The organism is Ferrovibrio sp. (genome assembly GCF_025869515.1).
GTDB lineage: Bacteria > Pseudomonadota > Alphaproteobacteria > Ferrovibrionales > Ferrovibrionaceae > Ferrovibrio.
On the sequence record NZ_JAOZVR010000081.1, the window covers coordinates 1 to 16360 of the forward strand.

At 63.9% G+C, this 16360-nt stretch carries 13 protein-coding genes; 3 read left to right on the top strand and 10 right to left on the bottom strand.

From position 1 onward, the window contains the following. Nucleotides 1-57: 57 nt before the first annotated feature. The 3 genes from OJJ21_RS12675 to OJJ21_RS12685 all read right to left on the bottom strand — a co-directional run bounded on the left by OJJ21_RS12675 (nt 58) and on the right by OJJ21_RS12685 (nt 3615). Nucleotides 58-582 (bottom strand): chemotaxis protein CheW, encoded by a 525-nt coding sequence (locus OJJ21_RS12675; protein WP_297686771.1) that lies wholly within the window; start codon nt 580-582, stop codon nt 58-60. Then, complete coding sequence (locus OJJ21_RS12680) at nt 582-2429, bottom strand: methyl-accepting chemotaxis protein (protein ID WP_297686773.1); 1848 nt, start codon at nt 2427-2429, stop codon at nt 582-584. Before OJJ21_RS12680 ends, OJJ21_RS12675 begins: the two co-directional genes overlap by 1 nt. A gap of 304 nt (nt 2430-2733) precedes the next feature. Then, nucleotides 2734-3615: a bile acid:sodium symporter family protein gene (locus tag OJJ21_RS12685; RefSeq protein WP_297686775.1), complete on the bottom strand. Its 882-nt coding sequence runs from the start codon at nt 3613-3615 to the stop codon at nt 2734-2736. 197 nt (nt 3616-3812) lie between these two features. Between OJJ21_RS12685 and OJJ21_RS12690 the strand changes: the two genes are divergently transcribed. Beyond that, nucleotides 3813-4724, top strand: coding sequence for an EamA family transporter (locus tag OJJ21_RS12690; protein WP_297686777.1), 912 nt, complete (start codon nt 3813-3815; stop codon nt 4722-4724). A gap of 17 nt (nt 4725-4741) precedes the next feature. On the opposite strand, the gene OJJ21_RS12695 is transcribed toward OJJ21_RS12690, so the two are convergent. After that, nucleotides 4742-5221 (bottom strand): PAS domain-containing protein, encoded by a 480-nt coding sequence (locus tag OJJ21_RS12695; protein WP_297686779.1) that lies wholly within the window; start codon nt 5219-5221, stop codon nt 4742-4744. A 335-nt stretch (nt 5222-5556) separates the two neighbouring features. Between OJJ21_RS12695 and OJJ21_RS12700 the strand changes: the two genes are divergently transcribed. After that, nucleotides 5557-6597: an NAD(P)/FAD-dependent oxidoreductase gene (locus OJJ21_RS12700; RefSeq protein WP_297686781.1), complete on the top strand. Its 1041-nt coding sequence runs from the start codon at nt 5557-5559 to the stop codon at nt 6595-6597. On the opposite strand, the gene OJJ21_RS12705 is transcribed toward OJJ21_RS12700, so the two are convergent. The 6 genes from OJJ21_RS12705 to OJJ21_RS12730 form a co-directional block, all read right to left on the bottom strand. Next, complete coding sequence (locus tag OJJ21_RS12705; protein WP_297686783.1) at nt 6594-8150, bottom strand: acyl-CoA synthetase; 1557 nt, start codon at nt 8148-8150, stop codon at nt 6594-6596. The two genes, OJJ21_RS12700 and OJJ21_RS12705, sit on opposite strands and share 4 nt — an antisense overlap. A 1-nt stretch (nt 8151) precedes the next feature. After that, nucleotides 8152-9684, bottom strand: coding sequence for a long-chain fatty acid--CoA ligase (locus OJJ21_RS12710; protein WP_297686785.1), 1533 nt, complete (start codon nt 9682-9684; stop codon nt 8152-8154). Nucleotides 9685-9819: 135 nt separating this feature from the next. Further along, on the bottom strand, nt 9820-10692 hold the full coding sequence (locus OJJ21_RS12715) for a GNAT family N-acyltransferase (protein ID WP_297686787.1): 873 nt from the start codon (nt 10690-10692) through the stop codon (nt 9820-9822). A gap of 167 nt (nt 10693-10859) precedes the next feature. Beyond that, complete coding sequence (locus OJJ21_RS12720; RefSeq protein WP_297686788.1) at nt 10860-12245, bottom strand: AmpG family muropeptide MFS transporter; 1386 nt, start codon at nt 12243-12245, stop codon at nt 10860-10862. 3 nt (nt 12246-12248) lie between these two features. Further along, complete coding sequence (locus OJJ21_RS12725) at nt 12249-14150, bottom strand: propionyl-CoA synthetase (protein WP_297686790.1); 1902 nt, start codon at nt 14148-14150, stop codon at nt 12249-12251. Nucleotides 14151-14278: 128 nt separating this feature from the next. Continuing rightward, a complete protein-coding gene (locus tag OJJ21_RS12730; RefSeq protein WP_297686792.1) occupies nt 14279-15268 on the bottom strand; it encodes a nitronate monooxygenase family protein in 990 nt (329 codons plus the stop codon). Nucleotides 15269-15417: 149 nt separating this feature from the next. Here OJJ21_RS12730 and OJJ21_RS12735 point away from each other — a divergent pair, with 149 nt between their 5' ends. After that, nucleotides 15418-16353 (top strand): alpha/beta hydrolase, encoded by a 936-nt coding sequence (locus OJJ21_RS12735; RefSeq protein ID WP_297686794.1) that lies wholly within the window; start codon nt 15418-15420, stop codon nt 16351-16353. The last annotated feature ends 7 nt before the right edge of the window (nt 16354-16360 follow it).

Here is a 16360-nt window from a genome sequence, read left to right on the forward strand (position 1 = left end):
GTGCGATAAAAAAAGGGCGCCGTTGCCGGCGCCCTTTTCGATAGTTATCCGTTCAGATCAGGCTGCGATCAGCGCCGGGCTATGCTCCGGCAGCGCAGCGGGGGTGCCGCGAACCAGAAGATCAAGATTCAGCAGCGACACCATGCGATCCGGGCGCGCCAATAGGGCGGTCAGAAAAGCATGCTCCTCGTCCATGCCCGTCTCCGGCACCGGCTGCAGCTCGCTGTCCGACGCAGACAGGATATCCGATACCGCATCAACCAGCAGACCATAGAAGCCGGCCGCAGCCTCCACCACGATCACCACATGGATCGCGCTCGGCACGCTCGCCTCGGCACCCAGGCGGATCCGCAGATCGTAGATCGGCACGACCTGACCGCGCAGATTGATCACGCCTCGAACCGCCGCAGGGCAATTCGGCAACGGATTTTCCGGCGTCCAACCGCGGATTTCGCGCACAGCCAGAATATCGATCCCGTAATCCTGACCGGCGACCGCGAAGGTGAGATATTCGCGGACTGTGGCGCTGGCACTGGAGCCGGCGCCAGCGCCGGCCCGTTCAGTTACAACGAGCGTGTTCATTAAAATTCCTCCCAGGCTTCGTTCTGCGGCTTCACGGCAGCATTGCCCTGGGTGGAGTCGGTCTTCATAACCCGGACCGGCTTCTGCGCCGGCCGGTTGCTGGCCGCCACCTTCAGCGCCGGGCGAGCGGCAGCTGCCGGGCGAACAACGACCGCGGGCCGGACGGCCGCGCTCTGGCCACTCACCTTGTAACGCTGCACCAGCGTGGCAAGCTCCTCGGCCTGGTTGGACAGCGACTGTGCCGAAGCAGAAGTCTCTTCCACCAGTGCGCCGTTGCGCTGGGTCATCTCGTCCATCTGGCCGACCGCGCTATTGATCTGCTCCAGACCGGTAGCCTGCTCGCGGCTCGCGGCCGCGATCTCGGCCACGATATCGCTCACCTTCTTGATCGCCGAAACGATCTCGGTCAGCGACGAACCCGCCTGATTGACCAGGGTCGCGCCGGTCTTGACCTGGCTGTTCGAGGTCTGGATCAGCGCCTTGATATCTTTCGAGGCATTGGCCGAACGCTGCGCCAGGGCACGCACCTCCTGGGCGACCACCGCGAAGCCCTTGCCGGCTTCACCGGCACGCGCGGCTTCGACGGAAGCATTGAGCGCCAGCAGGTTGGTCTGGAAGGCGATCTCGTCGATCAGGCCGATGATGTCGGAGATTTTGCGCGCACTCTCCTCGATCTGGTTCACGGCGCTCACCGCATTGGCGACCACACTGCCGCCCTTCTCTGCCGTATCCCGCGCCGCAGAGGCCAGCTGGTTGGCGGCCTGGGCATTGTCGGCATTCTGCTTCACCGTGGTGGTGACTTCATGCATCGAAGCCGCGGTTTCCTCGATGGAGGCGGCCTGCGATTCCGTGCGGCTGGCCAGATCCTGGCTGCCGGTGGAGATTTCCGCCGAGGCGGCCGCGATCGTATCGGAGGCCTCGCGGATGCCGCCGATGATATCGGTCATTGCTTCCACCAGATCGTTGACGCCGGTGCAGAGCGAGCGGATTTCACCGGACTTGCCGTCGAGATCGATGCGTTGCGTCAGGTCGTTGGTTTTGGTGGCATCCACCACCTGCTGCACCTGCTGCACGGCGAGCTGGGTCATCTGCGCCAGTTTGGTCTGCGCCGTGATGTCGGTAGCGTATTTCACCACTTTGTAGGGCCGGCCATTGGCATCCATGATCGGATTGTAGCTGGCCTGGATCCAGACTTCCTTGCCGCCCTTGCCGATCCGCTTGTACTGGTTGGCGTCGTATTCGCCCCGTCCCAGCTTGTCCCAGAAGGCGCGGTATTCGACGCTTTCGCGATAGGCAGGCTCGACAAACATGCTGTGATGCTTGCCTTTCACGTCGTCGAGCGAATAGCCGAGGGTGGTGAGGAAATTCTCGTTGGCATGCAGGATGCGGCCATCGAGCGTGAACTCGATCACGGCCTGCGCCTTGTTGATCGCACCGAGTTGGCCCTCGTAGTTGGCCATCAGTAGCTTCTGTTCGGTGATGTCGGTGGCGAATTTCACCACCTTGTAGGGCTTCCCGCTCTTATTGTAGATCGGGTTGTAGCTGGCCTGGATCCAGACTTCCTTGCCGCCCTTGCCGATCCGCTTGTACTGCGCGGCATCGTATTCGCCGCGGCCAAGCTTGGCCCAGAAGGCCCTGTAGTCGGCGCTCTCGCGATAGGCCGGTTCGACGAAGATGCTGTGATGCTGTCCCTTGACCTCATCCAGCGTATAGCCGAGGGCCTTCAGGAAATTCTCGTTGGCATGAAGAATCTTGCCATCGAGCGTGAATTCAATCACGGCCTGGGCTTTGTTGATCGCGTCAAACTGCGCCTTCAGGTCGTCGTGCTCTTTTCCAAATCCGAACATGGCCTCGCCTCTTGCTGGTATCGACCGATCACCTCGGTCAGGTCGGCAGCCATAAGAATATAAAAATTGTATCCTGACACATTACCATTCAGTCACCTTTTGCCAGATTACCGGCAATTTACGTGCACGAAAAAAACACCTTTCTCCGTTTTCAGAAACGCGCCCGACATCCCAGTCCGCAACTGCAGTGCGTAATACAGGCCGCATGGCACGGACTTTTCCCCTTCCGCAGCGCTTCGCTGGCAATCTGCGCGGTTCAGAGGTCCCCCTGCGAAATGCGGGTCGGTTTTGCGGGGTGGCGCGACTAGGCGATCTGCGCGCCGCGCATCACGCCAAAGCGTCGCATGCCGAAGGCGAAGATCAGCCCGCCGGCATACATCAGCACGCCATAGAGCCCACCCGGTATGGCAAGCGCATCATCCTGCAGCACGCTGCTGGCGATCACGATGGCGAGCGTGGCATTCTGGATCGCCGTCTCGATACCGAGCGTGATCGACTGCCGCCGCGACAGCCTTGCCAGCCAGGCGACCAGGAAGCCGCAGGCCAGCATGAGCAGGTTGAGCCCGATGGCAAAGCCCGCCAGGCTGCCGAGATTGTCGCGCAGCAGCGTCCAGTTCCTGGCCACGGCCCCCAGCACGATCAGGATGAACAGGATCGCCGCCAGCCGTGTCGCCCGCGGTTCCCAGCGCAGAGCCGCAGCGGGCCAGCGGTGACGTACCAGCATGCCAAGTCCGACCGGCACGCCGAGCATGAGGAATATCTGCCCCATCATCAGCCCGACAGGCACCGTCACGGTTTGCGCGCTGCCGGAAAAATGCTGCATCGACCAGATCACGATCAGCGGCAGGGTGAAGATCGTCGCCACGCTGGCCACGGCCGTGAAGCTGACCGCCAGCGCCACATCGCCGCGCGCGATATAGGTGAGCAGGTTGGATGTGGTCCCGGTCGGACAGGCGGCCAGGATCATGAATCCGATGGCGAAGGTACCGCTCAGACCGACCGCCTTGATCAGCAGGAAGCAGATCACCGGCAGCAGCACGAAGTGGCAGAGAATGCCGACCAGCAGCGCGCGCGGCTGGCGCACGATCCGGACGAAGTCGGCGAACGTCAGGCCGAGGCCGAGCGAGAACATGATGAAAGCCAGAATGCCCGGCAGCAGGATGCCGGTGACGATATCGCCGTCCATGATGTTACCCTCCCCGGCAGCTCTGCATGGCCACCTGTGGTCACGATACGGCATGCCGCGCATGGTTTCCATGACCGTCGCAGGATGCAATCGCGTGGTCGCAATGCTACGGCCGGCACCGTAGCATTGGCCGCAGACCCTTCCCGCACGGCATGCCATGGTGCGGTCGCATCCCCGATACGCTGGACATCCCGCCCATGACCGTCGCCACTGCTGTTTCCCCGCCCCGCCCGCTGATCGTTGAATTCCTGCTGCTCGCCGTGCTGGCTACGCTCTGGGGTGCCTCCTACACCTTCATCAAGCTGGGCGTCGCCACCATTCCGCCAATCACGCTGATCGCTGCACGCACGATGATTGCCGGCGGCCTGCTGCTGTGCATCCTGCGCCTGCGCGGTATCGGCCTGCCGCGCGATGCTGCCACCTGGCGCCATCTGGCCATCCAGGCCTGCATCAACTCGGTGCTGCCCTTCACCCTGATCGCCTGGGCCGAGATCCGCATCGAGGCCGGACTGGCGACGATCCTGAATGCCACCACGCCGATCTTCGCCTTCCTGATCACCTGGGCGATCACGCGGCATGAAGCCGTCACGGCCCGCAAGCTGTTTGGCACGGTGATGGGGCTGGGTGGCGTCTGCATGATCATCGGCGTCGGCGTATTTACCGATCTGGGCAGCGACCTGTGGGGACAACTGGCGATGCTGCTGGCTTCGCTGTCCTACGGTGTCGCCGCCATCTACGGCCACAATTTCAGGCATCTCGATTCGATGGTGCCGGCGACCGGCTCGATGCTCTGCGGCGCCGCCATGCTGGTGCCGCTCAGTCTGATCGTCGACCGGCCCTGGACGCTGTCGCCCTCACAAAACTCGCTGCTGGCACTGCTGGCCCTGGCGGTGTTTTCCACCGCGCTGGCCTTCGTGATCTATTTCCGGCTGGTGCGCACGCTGGGTTCGGTCGGCACCACGTCACAGGCCTACCTGCGCATCCCGATCGGCGTCGGCATCGGCGTGGTCTTCCTGGGCGAAAGCCTGGCCGGCTCGGCCTGGCTCGGCCTGATCTTCGTGGTGATCGGCGTGGCCGCGATGTCGCTGCCGGCCCGCAAAGCGGTATAACCGTCAGATTTTGATCTTCAGGCGTCGACCTTATCCGACCGGTACAAGGCGCCGAGGATTTTGGTCACCTCGCCGCCTTCCATCAGCGGCAGCGCCAGCTTGTCGACCTGCAGGTATTCGCGCGCCGAAGGGCTGATGCGCGAGGCATAGACCGGCGCGCCGATCCGTACCACCTGGCGATATTCGTCCAGCGGCTTGTCGCCGATCTGGCCGATGGCATCACTGACGCCCTTGCCGGTGAGATCGAAGCCGAACAGGCTGACCAGTTCGGTGCCGTAAAGGCGATAGCGGTATTCATTATTGCCCACGCAGTCGAGCAGCATGAGATGGCCGAACCATGGCCGCAGATCTTCGAAGGAGAAGTCGCTGCGCGGCGGCGCCTGGCGGGTGCCGCGCTTGGCATTCCAAAGATCGTAGAGGGCGCGCAGCTTGGGATTGGCAATATCAATATCTGTCATGTCGTCATGATAGGTGAAAAGCCGGCGTTTGAACTGCATGAACATCGGAGCACCTCGGTTGCTCGCTGGATCGGATGGCTGGCATCGGTTCAGGACAGCAGAGTGGATCGCGTACGACTGCGCCCAGTGGTTTTTCGGTTAGATCACAGCCTGGGGGCGAAAATTTTGATAACCACCCACCTTGTCAGCGAGCCTTGGCCACCGGCGGCAATGCGATGCCCGCAAGACCGCGGCTGCGGGATCCACCCCGAATCGCCCGGTTTCCGGTCGGCAGCAGGGGTAGCCCTGCCGCCCGGAAGCCGCTAAATAACCTGCCTTACCCTCTGGCCATCTCCGGCCCTGGGCCTGTCAACGGCACGGATACGTCCGCAGCAATGAGCATCCAGAAAGCAGATGTCGCCATTATCGGCGCCGGCCCGGTCGGCCTGTTTGCCGTCTTCGAATGCGGCATGGTCGGCCTCTCCTGCCATGTGATCGATGCACTGGATGCCATCGGCGGCCAATGCAGCGCGCTTTACCCGGAAAAACCGATCTATGACATTCCCGGCTTCCCGCGGATCAGCGGCGCCGGCCTGGTCGAGCAGCTGGAAAACCAGGCGGCGCCGTTCAAGCCGGCCTATCATCTGGGCCAGCGTGTGGAAAAGGTCGAGCCGCCGAATGGCACCGGCGGCGGCTTCCGCCTGACGACCTCGAAAGGCACCGTGATCGAGGCCGGGGCGGTGATCATCGCTGCCGGCGCCGGCGCCTTCGGTCCCAACCGCCCGCCGCTCGACAATATCGAAGCATTTGAAGGCCAGCCCGGCGGCAGCGGCGTGCATTACCTGGTGCGCCGGGCCGAGGATTTCCGCGCCCGCCGTATCGTCATTGCCGGCGGCGGCGACAGCGCGGTGGACTGGGCCCTGATGCTGCATGGCATTGCTGCGCAGATCTGGTTCGTACACCGGCGCGACCAGTTCCGCGCCGCACCCGACAGCGTGACCAAGCTGCGTGCGTTGAATGGCCATGGCCTCGATATCGTGGTGCCCTACCAGCTGGATGCGCTGGAGGGCGGCCACGGCGTGCTGACCGGGGTGACGGTGAAATCGCTGGACGGCGACAGCCGGCACCTGCCGGCCGATGCCCTGCTCGCCTTCTTCGGCCTGAAAAGCGATCTCGGCCCCATCGCGCAATGGGGCATCGAGCTGGAACGCCACCACCTGCCGGTCGATCCCGCCACCTGCCAGACCTCGGTACCCGGCATTTTCGCCATCGGCGACGTGGCGGCCTATCGCGGCAAGCTCAAGCTGATCCTGACCGGTTTCGCCGAGGCCGCCTCGGCCGCGCATGCCATCTACCCACTGCTGCATGGCGGACAGCCGCTGCATTTCGAGTATTCGACCTCGAAAGGCGCGCCCGGGAGTACGGCGAAAGCCTAGACAATACGGCTGGTGCGGTTGCCCCAGTAGCGGTCCTTGATCAGCCGCTTGTACAGCTTGCCGGTCGCATGGCGCGGCAGGGCTTCCTCAAAATCGACCGAGCGCGGGCATTTGATGCCGGCGAGATGCTGGCGGCAGTAGGCCAGCAGTTCCTCGGCCAGCGCCGGCCCGGCCTCCTTCATGTCGACCGGCTGCACCACGGCCTTCACCTCTTCGCCGAAATCCTCATTGGGCACCCCGATCACCGCGACATCGGCGACCTTTGGGTGCTCAATCAGCACATTCTCGGCTTCCTGCGGATAGATATTCACGCCGCCGGAAATGATCATGAAGGCCTTGCGGTCCGTGAGGTAGAGATAGCCCTCGGCATCGACATAGCCGACGTCGCCGAGTGTGCTCCAGCCCTTGTCGTTGAAAGCCTGTTTGGTCTTGCCGTCGTCGTTGTGATAGGCGAACGGCTGGCCATTGGCGAAGTAGACCAGTCCGGATTCGCCGACGCCAAGCTCGCGACCGCTTTCGTCATCGACGATGTGGAGTTCACCGATGATGGCGCGGCCGACCGAACCCTTATGCGTCAGCCAGTCCTGGCTGGTGATGAAGGTCATGCCGTTGCCTTCGGAGGCGGCATAATATTCGAACAGCACAGGACCCCACCAGTCGATCATCTGCTGCTTGGTCGCCGCCGAGACCGGGCCGGCGCCATGAATCGCGACGCGATGCGAGGACAGGTCGTAGCGGCTGCGGATTTCGGATGGCAGTTTCAGCATGCGCACGAACATGGTCGGCACCCAGTTGCTGTGGGTGACCTTGTACTGATCGATCAGGCGGAGCGAGCCCTCGGCATCAAAATGCTGCATGATCACCAGCGTGCCGCCCACCCTGGATACCAGCATACAGTAGCGCAGTGGCGCGGCATGATAGAGCGGTGCCGGCGACAGATAGACCATGTCGGGTCCGTAGCCATAGAGGCTGTAGCCGTTATCGACGAAATAGCTGCGCGTGCCGACAGGATCACCATTGATCGGCCGCTTGATGCCCTTGGGCTTGCCGGTGGTGCCCGAGGAATACAGCATGTCGCGGCCCTGCATCTCGTCGGCGACCGGCGTCGCCGGCATGGCCGCCACCGCATCCTCCCAGCTTTCGTAGCCTTCTGCCGTGCCGCCGATCATGTAGAAGCGCTCGACCAGCTTGCACTGCGCGCGCAGCTCGACCGCCATCTCGGCGAAATCCGCAGTGATCACCAGCACGCGAGCGCCGGCATCGCTGACCACATAGGCAACCTCCGGCGCGCTCAGCCGCGTGCTGATCGGCGTGTAATACAGTCCGGCGCGGTCGGCGCCGAAACAGACCTCGAAGAATTCCGACCGGTTTTCGATCACCAGGGCCATATGGCTGCGCGGACCGAGTCCCAGTTTGCGGAACAAATGGGCCGCACGATTCGATGCCGCTTCCAGCTGGCCGAAAGTGGTGACCACGCCGGTCTCGGCCATGACGATGGCCGGCTTGTCGGGCGTGGCGCGCGCATGCTCGGTGATATAGACGAGGTTCGACAATTCAGCCTTCCTTCTGCAGCACAGCACGCAGCTCGGTCTTCAGCACCTTGCCGTAATTGTTTTTCGGCAGGGCCGGCACGAAACGATACTGTTTCGGCCGCTTGAAACGGGCGATATGATCAAGGCAGAGCGAATCGAGTGCCGTCTCGTTCAACATGCAGCCTTTGCGCGGCACCACGAAGGCGATCACTTCCTCGCCCCAGTCGGCATGCGGCTTACCCACCACCGACACCTCGTCGACATCGGGATGACGCAGCAGCACCTCCTCGACCTCGCGCGGATAGATGTTGCTGCCGCCGGAAATGATCATGTCCTTCGAGCGATCCTTCAGGGTGAGGTAGCCATCGTCGTCGAAACTGCCTACATCGCCGGTATGCAGCCAGCCGCCGCGCAGGGTCTGCGCCGTCGCTTCCGGATTGCGCCAGTAGCCGGCCATGACCACCGGGCCACGACAGATCACTTCACCCACCTCGCCATTGGGCAGCGGATTGTCCTCGGCATCAACCACCCGCACTTCCACATCGGTACGCACCGCACCGGCCGAACCGAGGCGGGCCAGATAGTGCGGATGCCCGTCATCGACATGCATGCCCTTGTCCATGCCGGTGATGGTCATCGGCGCCTCACCCTGGCCGTAGATCTGTGCCAGTTTCGGACCCAGCACGCGCATGGCATCCTGCAGGTCGGCGACATACATCGGGCCGCCGCCATAGACGATGGTCTTCAGGTTCGACGTATCGGCCGTGGCGACCTGCGGGGCATGGATCAGGCGATGCACCATGGTCGGCGCGAAGAAGAAGCTGCAACCCGGCCAGTGCGCGATCAGCTCCAGCGTCTCGGCCGGATCGAAGCCGCCGGATTCCGGAATCACCTGGTTGGCGCCGCGCGCCACATGCGGCAGGCCGTAGAGGCCGGAACCATGGCTGATCGGCGCACAATGGATGATACAGTCCTGCGGATCGACGCGGTCGACATCGGCGAAATAATTCATCACCGCCGCCCAGAGATTGCGATGGGTCAGCATCGCGCCCTTGGGCCGGCCGGTGGTGCCCGAGGTGTAGAACAGCCAGGCCAGATCGTCGGGGGCCACCTCGGCCATCGGGATCGGCGGCGCCTCATACAGGGCGGCAAAATCCGGCTCTTCCATGACGATCAGGCGCTGCAGCGCCGGCAGGTCCTGCGCCAGCGGTCTGAGATCATCGGCCAGAGCCGCCGAGGCAATGGCCAGCCTGGCCCCGGCATTGTCGAGAATCCAGGCGACTTCGCGGGCATGCAGCTTGGCATTCACCGGCACGGCCACGATGCCGGCATGCCACAGAGCGAACAGCAATTCCCAGTATTCAGGACAGTTCTTCAGCAGCAGGGCCACACGGTCGCCGCGCTGCAGCTGGCCGGCCGCAACCAGCCCGGCTGCCAGTTGCGGTACGCGCCGGCCCACCTGCGCATAGCTGAGCCGAACCGACGTGCCGACCGACAGGGCCGGCCGCTCACCCCAGATTTTGGCTGCACGATGCAGCAGATGCGCCAAATTCATGATCGCCCCGGATTGTTTCCTCGGGAACGATGTTACGCAGAGCGCCGCCGGGCCGACAACGCCTTCGATTTCACCCATAAAAAAAGCGGCGCCGAAAATTGGCGCCGCGGTGTCGGGGTGGACTGTCTGCGCCGGTCAGGCGTGATATTCGGTCACCACCAGGCCTTCATCGGCCGAGAAGCGGTTCTGGTATTTCGGCGCAATGCGCTCGACCGGCAGCAGGATGAAGACATCGGTGGTGCCGAACTGCTGGTCGATCACTGCGCCGTCGCCGATATAGGCGCCGAGTCGCAGATAGCCCTTGATCAGCGGCGGCAGGGCATGCAGCGCAGCACGCGGATTGACCTGGTCGGCCGTCGTCAGGTTCATCGACACGAAGCGCTCTGACAGCGCCCGCACCCGCCATTCCGGCGGCGGCAGGTGGTTATGGTGGAGATAGCTGAGCGCCAGGGCATGCTGCTGCGGGTCGGTGCCCGGGAAGGAGGCGCAGCCGAACATGAAGCTGATGCTATGATCGGCGACATAGGTGGAAATGCCCCGCCACAGCAGCTGGATCGTCGCATTGGTGCGGTAGTCGCGATGCACGCAGGAGCGGCCGAGTTCGAGCAGGCCGCCGCTGGCACCGACAAAATCGAGCATCGGCTGCAGATCGTATTCCGAGGACGAGTAGAAACCGCCATGCAGTTCGGCCATCTGGCGCCGCAGCAGACGGTAGGTGCCGACCACCTGCTTGCCTTCGGGACGGCGGCGGTCGAAGACCATGAGATGGTCGCAGAGCCGGTCGAACTGGTCGAAATCGAGACCAAGACGGGCCATTTCCGGCGAAGGCTCCGCCGCCATTTCCTCGTAGAAGACCTGGTAGCGCAGCCGCTGTGCCGCAGCGATATCTTCCGGGCTGCGGGTCAGACGCACTTCGAACCGGCCATCGGCAGACGTGCACTGCCAGCCGCTGCGCGAGGGGCGGGGCTGTGTGAGGGCCGACGGGACGGAGGAGAGAGGCAGCTGCATGTTCATACTCCGACTATCGCTATACACGATGATGCAATAGTGTCAAATCTATGACAGATATATTAAAACGGGTATGCACGGGAAATATGTTGCGGTCGCATCGGGACTGCAACCCCAAAATGTAGCATCCCGCAACAGACACGCGACGGGGCCCCTCTGGCTGCGGATCAATCCTCGGCTGCAATGCCTGCGCTGCCGGGCCGGCGCGAATCCAGGCGGGTCTCCGCGCCGCGCCGGGTCAGCCAGGCCAGCAGGGCAAGGCCCGGCAGGGCCGCCAGGGTGGTCAGCATGAAAAACGCCGGCCAGCCGAAGGCCCCGGCCAGAAAACCGGCATAGGATGACAGCAGCGTGCGGGCCACCGCGGTGAGCGACGACAGCAGGGCATATTGCGTGGCCGTGTAGGCGACATCGCACAGCGCCGAAAGATAGGCGACCAGCACCGCCGTCCCCATGCCGCCGGCGAGATTCTCCATTCCCACCGTCAGCGCCAGGAACCACAGGTCATGGCCACGCATGGCCAGCACGGCAAACAGCAGGTTGGACACCATCTGCAGCAGGCCGCAGATCCACAGTGAGCGGTACAGCCCAACCGCCTGCATCAGCCAGCCGCCAATGAACAGCCCCAGCATGGTGGCGCCGAAGCCATACAGCTTGCCGATCTCGGCAATCTCGGTCTTGGTGAAACCGATATCGAGATAGAAGCTGGTGGCGAGCACGCCGGCGAGGCTGTCGCCCAGCTTGAACAGCATGACGAAAAGCAGGATGCCGACCCAGCCCCTGCGTGACATGAACTGCAGGAAGGGTCCGGCCACACTGGCGTAAAGCCAGGCCATCACGCCCGCAACCGGTCCGGACAGGTGCGGCCGCGCCGCCAGCCAGGCCTGAGCTTCGGCAAAGCGCCGCTCGGCATCGCCGCGCGGCTGCGCCTGCGGCTCGCCAACCATGAGCACGGTGATGGCGCCGATCACCAGCAGGGCCGCCATGGCCAGATAAACCAGCGGCCAGGCAAATTGATCGGCGAGATAGAGCGCGCCAGCTGAGGACACCAGCATGCCAAGGCGATAACCGAACACGATGGAGGCCGCACCGGCTGCCAACTGGCGCTGATCCAGGATTTCGACACGCCAGGCATCGATGACGATATCCTGGGTCGCCGAGGCGAAAGCGACCGCTACGGCGCAGAGCGCGGTGAGGACCAGCGCCTGGCCCGGATTGCTGAAGGCCAGCGCGACGATGGCGGCCATCAGCAGCGCCTGCGCGAAGATCAGCCAGCCACGGCGGCGGCCAAGCCAGCGCGTCAGGATCGGCAACGGCAGGCGGTCGACCAGCGGTGCCCAGAGGAATTTCAGCGTGTAGGGTACGCCGACCAGAGCGAACAATCCGATGGATTGCAGCGAGACGCCGGATTCCTTCAACCAGGCCTGCAAGGTCTGCCCGGTCAGTGCCAGCGGCAGGCCGGAAGCAAAGCCCAACACCAGAATTGCCAGCACCCGGCGGTCGCGATAGACCGCCAGTGCCGCCAGCCAGGAGGAAACCCGTACGCTCAGCGGCACCGCTCAGGGCCGCTTGGCATAGCCGAGCGGCTGCAGCACCTCGGAGATCTCACCCAGGATGGCGGGATCGTCGATGGTGGCTGGCATGCGGTAGTCCTGCGCGTCGGCGATTTTCTGCATGGTGCCGCGCAGTATCTTGCCCGAACGCGTCTTCGGCAACCGTTTCACCACCGCCGCCTGCTTGAAGGCCGCCACCGGGCCGATTCGGTCGCGAACCAGCTGCACCAGCTCGCGCAGGATCTGCTCCTCGGGCTTGGACACGCCGGCCTTGAGCACAACGAAGCCGAGCGGCACCTGCCCCTTCAGGGCATCGGCGACACCCACCACGGCGCATTCCGCCACGTCGGGATGCGAGGCGAGTACTTCCTCCATGCCGCCGGTGGACAGCCGATGACCGGCGACATTGATGATGTCGTCGGTGCGGCTCATGATGAAGATATAGCCATCCTCGTCGATGAAGCCGGCATCGCCGGTGTTGTAATAGCCGGGGAAGCGCGCGAGGTAGCTTTTCTGGAAGCCCTCATCGTTGTTCCACAGCGTCGGCAGGCAGCCCGGCGGCATCGGTAGCTTGATGACGATATTGCCGATATCGCCGGCTGCGACCGGATGGCCGTCGTCATCCAGCACCTGCACGTCATAGCCCGGCACGATGCGGGTCGGGGAGCCATGCTTGACCGGCAGCACCTCGATTCCCATGCAGTTCGACGCGACCGGCCAGCCGGTTTCGGTCTGCCACCAGTGATCGATCACCGGTTTGTGCAGATTGTCCTCCGCCCATTTCACCGTATCGGGATCGGCGCGCTCGCCGGCCAGAAACAGGGTGCGGAAATGGCTGAGGTCGTATTTCTTCAGCAATTCGGCCCTGGGGTCTTCTTTCTTGATCGCGCGGAACGCGGTGGGTGCTGTGAACAGCGCCACCACCTTGTGCTGCTCGATCACGCGCCAGTAGGCGCCGGCATCCGGCGTGCCGACCGGCTTGCCCTCGTAAAGCAGCGTGGTGCAGCCATACAGCAGCGGCGCATAGACGATATAGGAATGGCCGACCACCCAGCCGACATCGGAAGCCGCCCAGTAAACCTCGCCGGGATTGATGCCGTAGACATTCTTCATCGACCAGTGCAACGCCACCATATGGCCGCCATTCTGGCGCACCACACCCTTGGGGATGCCGGTGGTGCCGGAGGTATACAGCACGTAAAGCGGATCGGTGGCCTGCACCGGCACGCAACCGGCAGGCGCCGCCCTGGCAATCTCCGCGTCGAAATCGAAATCGCGCCCTTCGGTCATCGGACCGGCATACATCGGGCGCTGGAACACCAGACAGGCCGATGGCTTATGCGTCGCCATATCGATGGCCTGGTCGAGCAACGGTTTGTATTCGACCACGCGGCCGGCTTCCAGGCCGCAGGAACTGGCGATGATGAGTGTCGGCTTGGCATCGTCGATGCGCGTCGCCAGCTCGCGGGGCGCGAAACCGCCGAACACCACCGAATGGATGGCACCGATACGGGCGCAGGCCAGCATCGCCATCGCCGCTTCCGGCGTCATCGCCATATAGATGATGACGCGGTCGCCCTTCTTGACGCCATGCGCCTGCAGCGCACCCGCCAGCTTCGCCACCCTGTCGCGCAGCTCCAGCGTGGTGAAACGCCGGATCGTGTTGGTGACCGGCGAGTCGTAGATCAGCGCGATGCGCTCGCCATGGCCATCCTCGATATGGCGGTCCAGCGCGTTGTAGCAGGTGTTGCATTCCGCGCCGGGGAACCAGCGGTAAAAGGGCGGGTTCGAGGCATCGAGCACCCGATCCCAGGGCTTGTACCAGCGCAGCGCCTTTGCCGCCTCGGCCCAAAAACCCTCGGGATCAGACTTTGCTGCTGCGTAAACCTGTTCGTAGCGGCCGGACATCCGCGCCTCCCTGTTTTTGTTCTTGGCACGATCTATAGCAGGTCGCACCCATAACAGGCCACGGGGGCGGGCTAAGACCCTGGTCTAAGCCGGGCAGGCCGGTAGCGAGACGCTACGCTGCTGCCAGCTCACTCCGCAGCCTGGGCCGCGCGGCTGCCGCCGACCAGCTCGGACTTGGCCGCATCGTATTCCCGCTTCAGCCGGGCAACCAGATCCGCCACGCTCGGCACATCCTCGATCAGGCCGACACCCTGCCCGGCGCCCCAGATATCGCGCCAGGCTTTCGACTTCGAGCTGCCGCCGGAGCCAAAGCTCATCGTGCTCTTGTCGGCTTCCGGCAGGTTATCGGGATCCATGCCGGCAGCGATGATGCTCTTTTTCAGGTAATTGCCATGCACGCCGGTGAACAGCGAGGAATAGACGATGTCGCCGGCCGCAGAGTCGACCAGCATCTGCTTGTAGCCCGGCACTGCATTGGCTTCCTGCGTGGCGATGAAACGTGTGCCCATATAGGCGAAGTCGGCCCCCATCGCCTGCGCGGCAAGGATATGGCGGCCGTGCGCGATCGAGCCCGACAGCGCCAGCGGCCCGTCGAAAAACTGGCGCACTTCCGACACCAGCGCGAAGGGGCTGAGCGTGCCGGCATGACCGCCGGCGCCGGCGCAGACCAGGATCAGGCCATCGACGCCGGCCTCCAGCGCCTTCTTGGCATGGCGGATGTTGATCACGTCATGCAGCACGATGCCGCCATAGGAATGGATGGCATCCACCACTTCGTTCGGCGCGCGCAAGCTGGTGATAACGATCGGCACCTTGTATTTGACGCACATCTCGACGTCATGCTGCAGCCGGTCGTTCGACTGATGCACGATCTGGTTGACGGCAAATGGCGCCACCGGCTTGTCGGGATGGCTGGCGCGATACTCGTCCAGCTCGGCGGTGATGCGCTGCAGCCACTGTTCCAGCACTTCGGCCGGTCGTGCATTCAGGGCAGGAAACGAGCCGACGATGCCAGCCTTGCACTGGGCGATCACCAGTTCGGGGCCGGAGACGATGAACATCGGCGAGCCGATGACCGGCAGCGAAAGGCGGCCCTGAACGACGGCGGGAAGGGTCATGGGTTTCCTCCAAGGAAATTCGTTGGCCGGATGATCCGTCAGGGCCCGGGTGCCGTCAATCCGGCCGGTTGTGAATCCCTCACGTTGACGTTACGGCAGTCATCCGCTTTGCCCGCACGCCCGTACAAGTCGGCAACCAAGCGGAAGCCATGCTCACAGCCCTGATCCTCCTCGGCGCCGCCCTGTTCGGGCTGGGCGCCACCAGCGAACATCTGACAGCGCAGGCGGAACAGGATTTTCCGCCCAGCGGCCGTTTCATCGAGGCCGGCGGCATCCGTCAGCATGTCATCGAGAGCGGCAGCGGCGCACCGCTGGTGATGATCCATGGCGCCTACGGCTTTGCCGAGGATTTCGCCGTCAGTCTGATGCCGCAGACAGCAAAGCAGTTCCGCTCCATCGCCATCGACCGGCCCGGGCATGGCTATACCGAGCAGGGGAACCCCGACGACACCGCAACGCCGGACGGCCAGGCGCGCTCCCTGCATGCCGCACTGGACAGGCTCGGCGTAAAGAAGCCGATCCTGCTCGGCTTTTCCTATGGCGGCGCCGTCGCACTGACCTACGCCCTGCAATATCCCGGCGAGGTCGCAGCCCTCGTCCTGGTCAGCCCGGCCACACATCCCTGGCGCAGTCGTGCGGTCATGCCATTTGGCATCGCCGATGCGCCGCTCATCGGCCCCGTACTGAAACACACCATTGTCACGCCAGTCGGAGCACTGCTGAAAGACGGCGCCGTGGACTCCGTCTTCGCACCCGAACCGGTGCCGGAAGCTTTCGGCCGCACGCCGGTCGCGCTCGGGCTGCGGCCCGACGACTACGCCGCCACCGCGCGCGAAGTCCGCGCACTCGATGCGTTCCTGCGGGAACAGGTGCCGCGTTATGCGTCGCTGCGCCTGCCCGTGGCGATCGTGGTCAACGATGCCGACCGTTCGGTATCGTCGCATATTCACGGCCGTGCCCTGGCCGCAGCCGTATCGGGTGCTGAACTGATTGTCACCGATGGCGGCGGGCATCCGCTGCATTTCTCGCGCCCGGACTCGGTGCTCGCCGCCATCGAGCTGGTGGCGGCACAGGCAGGGTTTTAAGACGGGC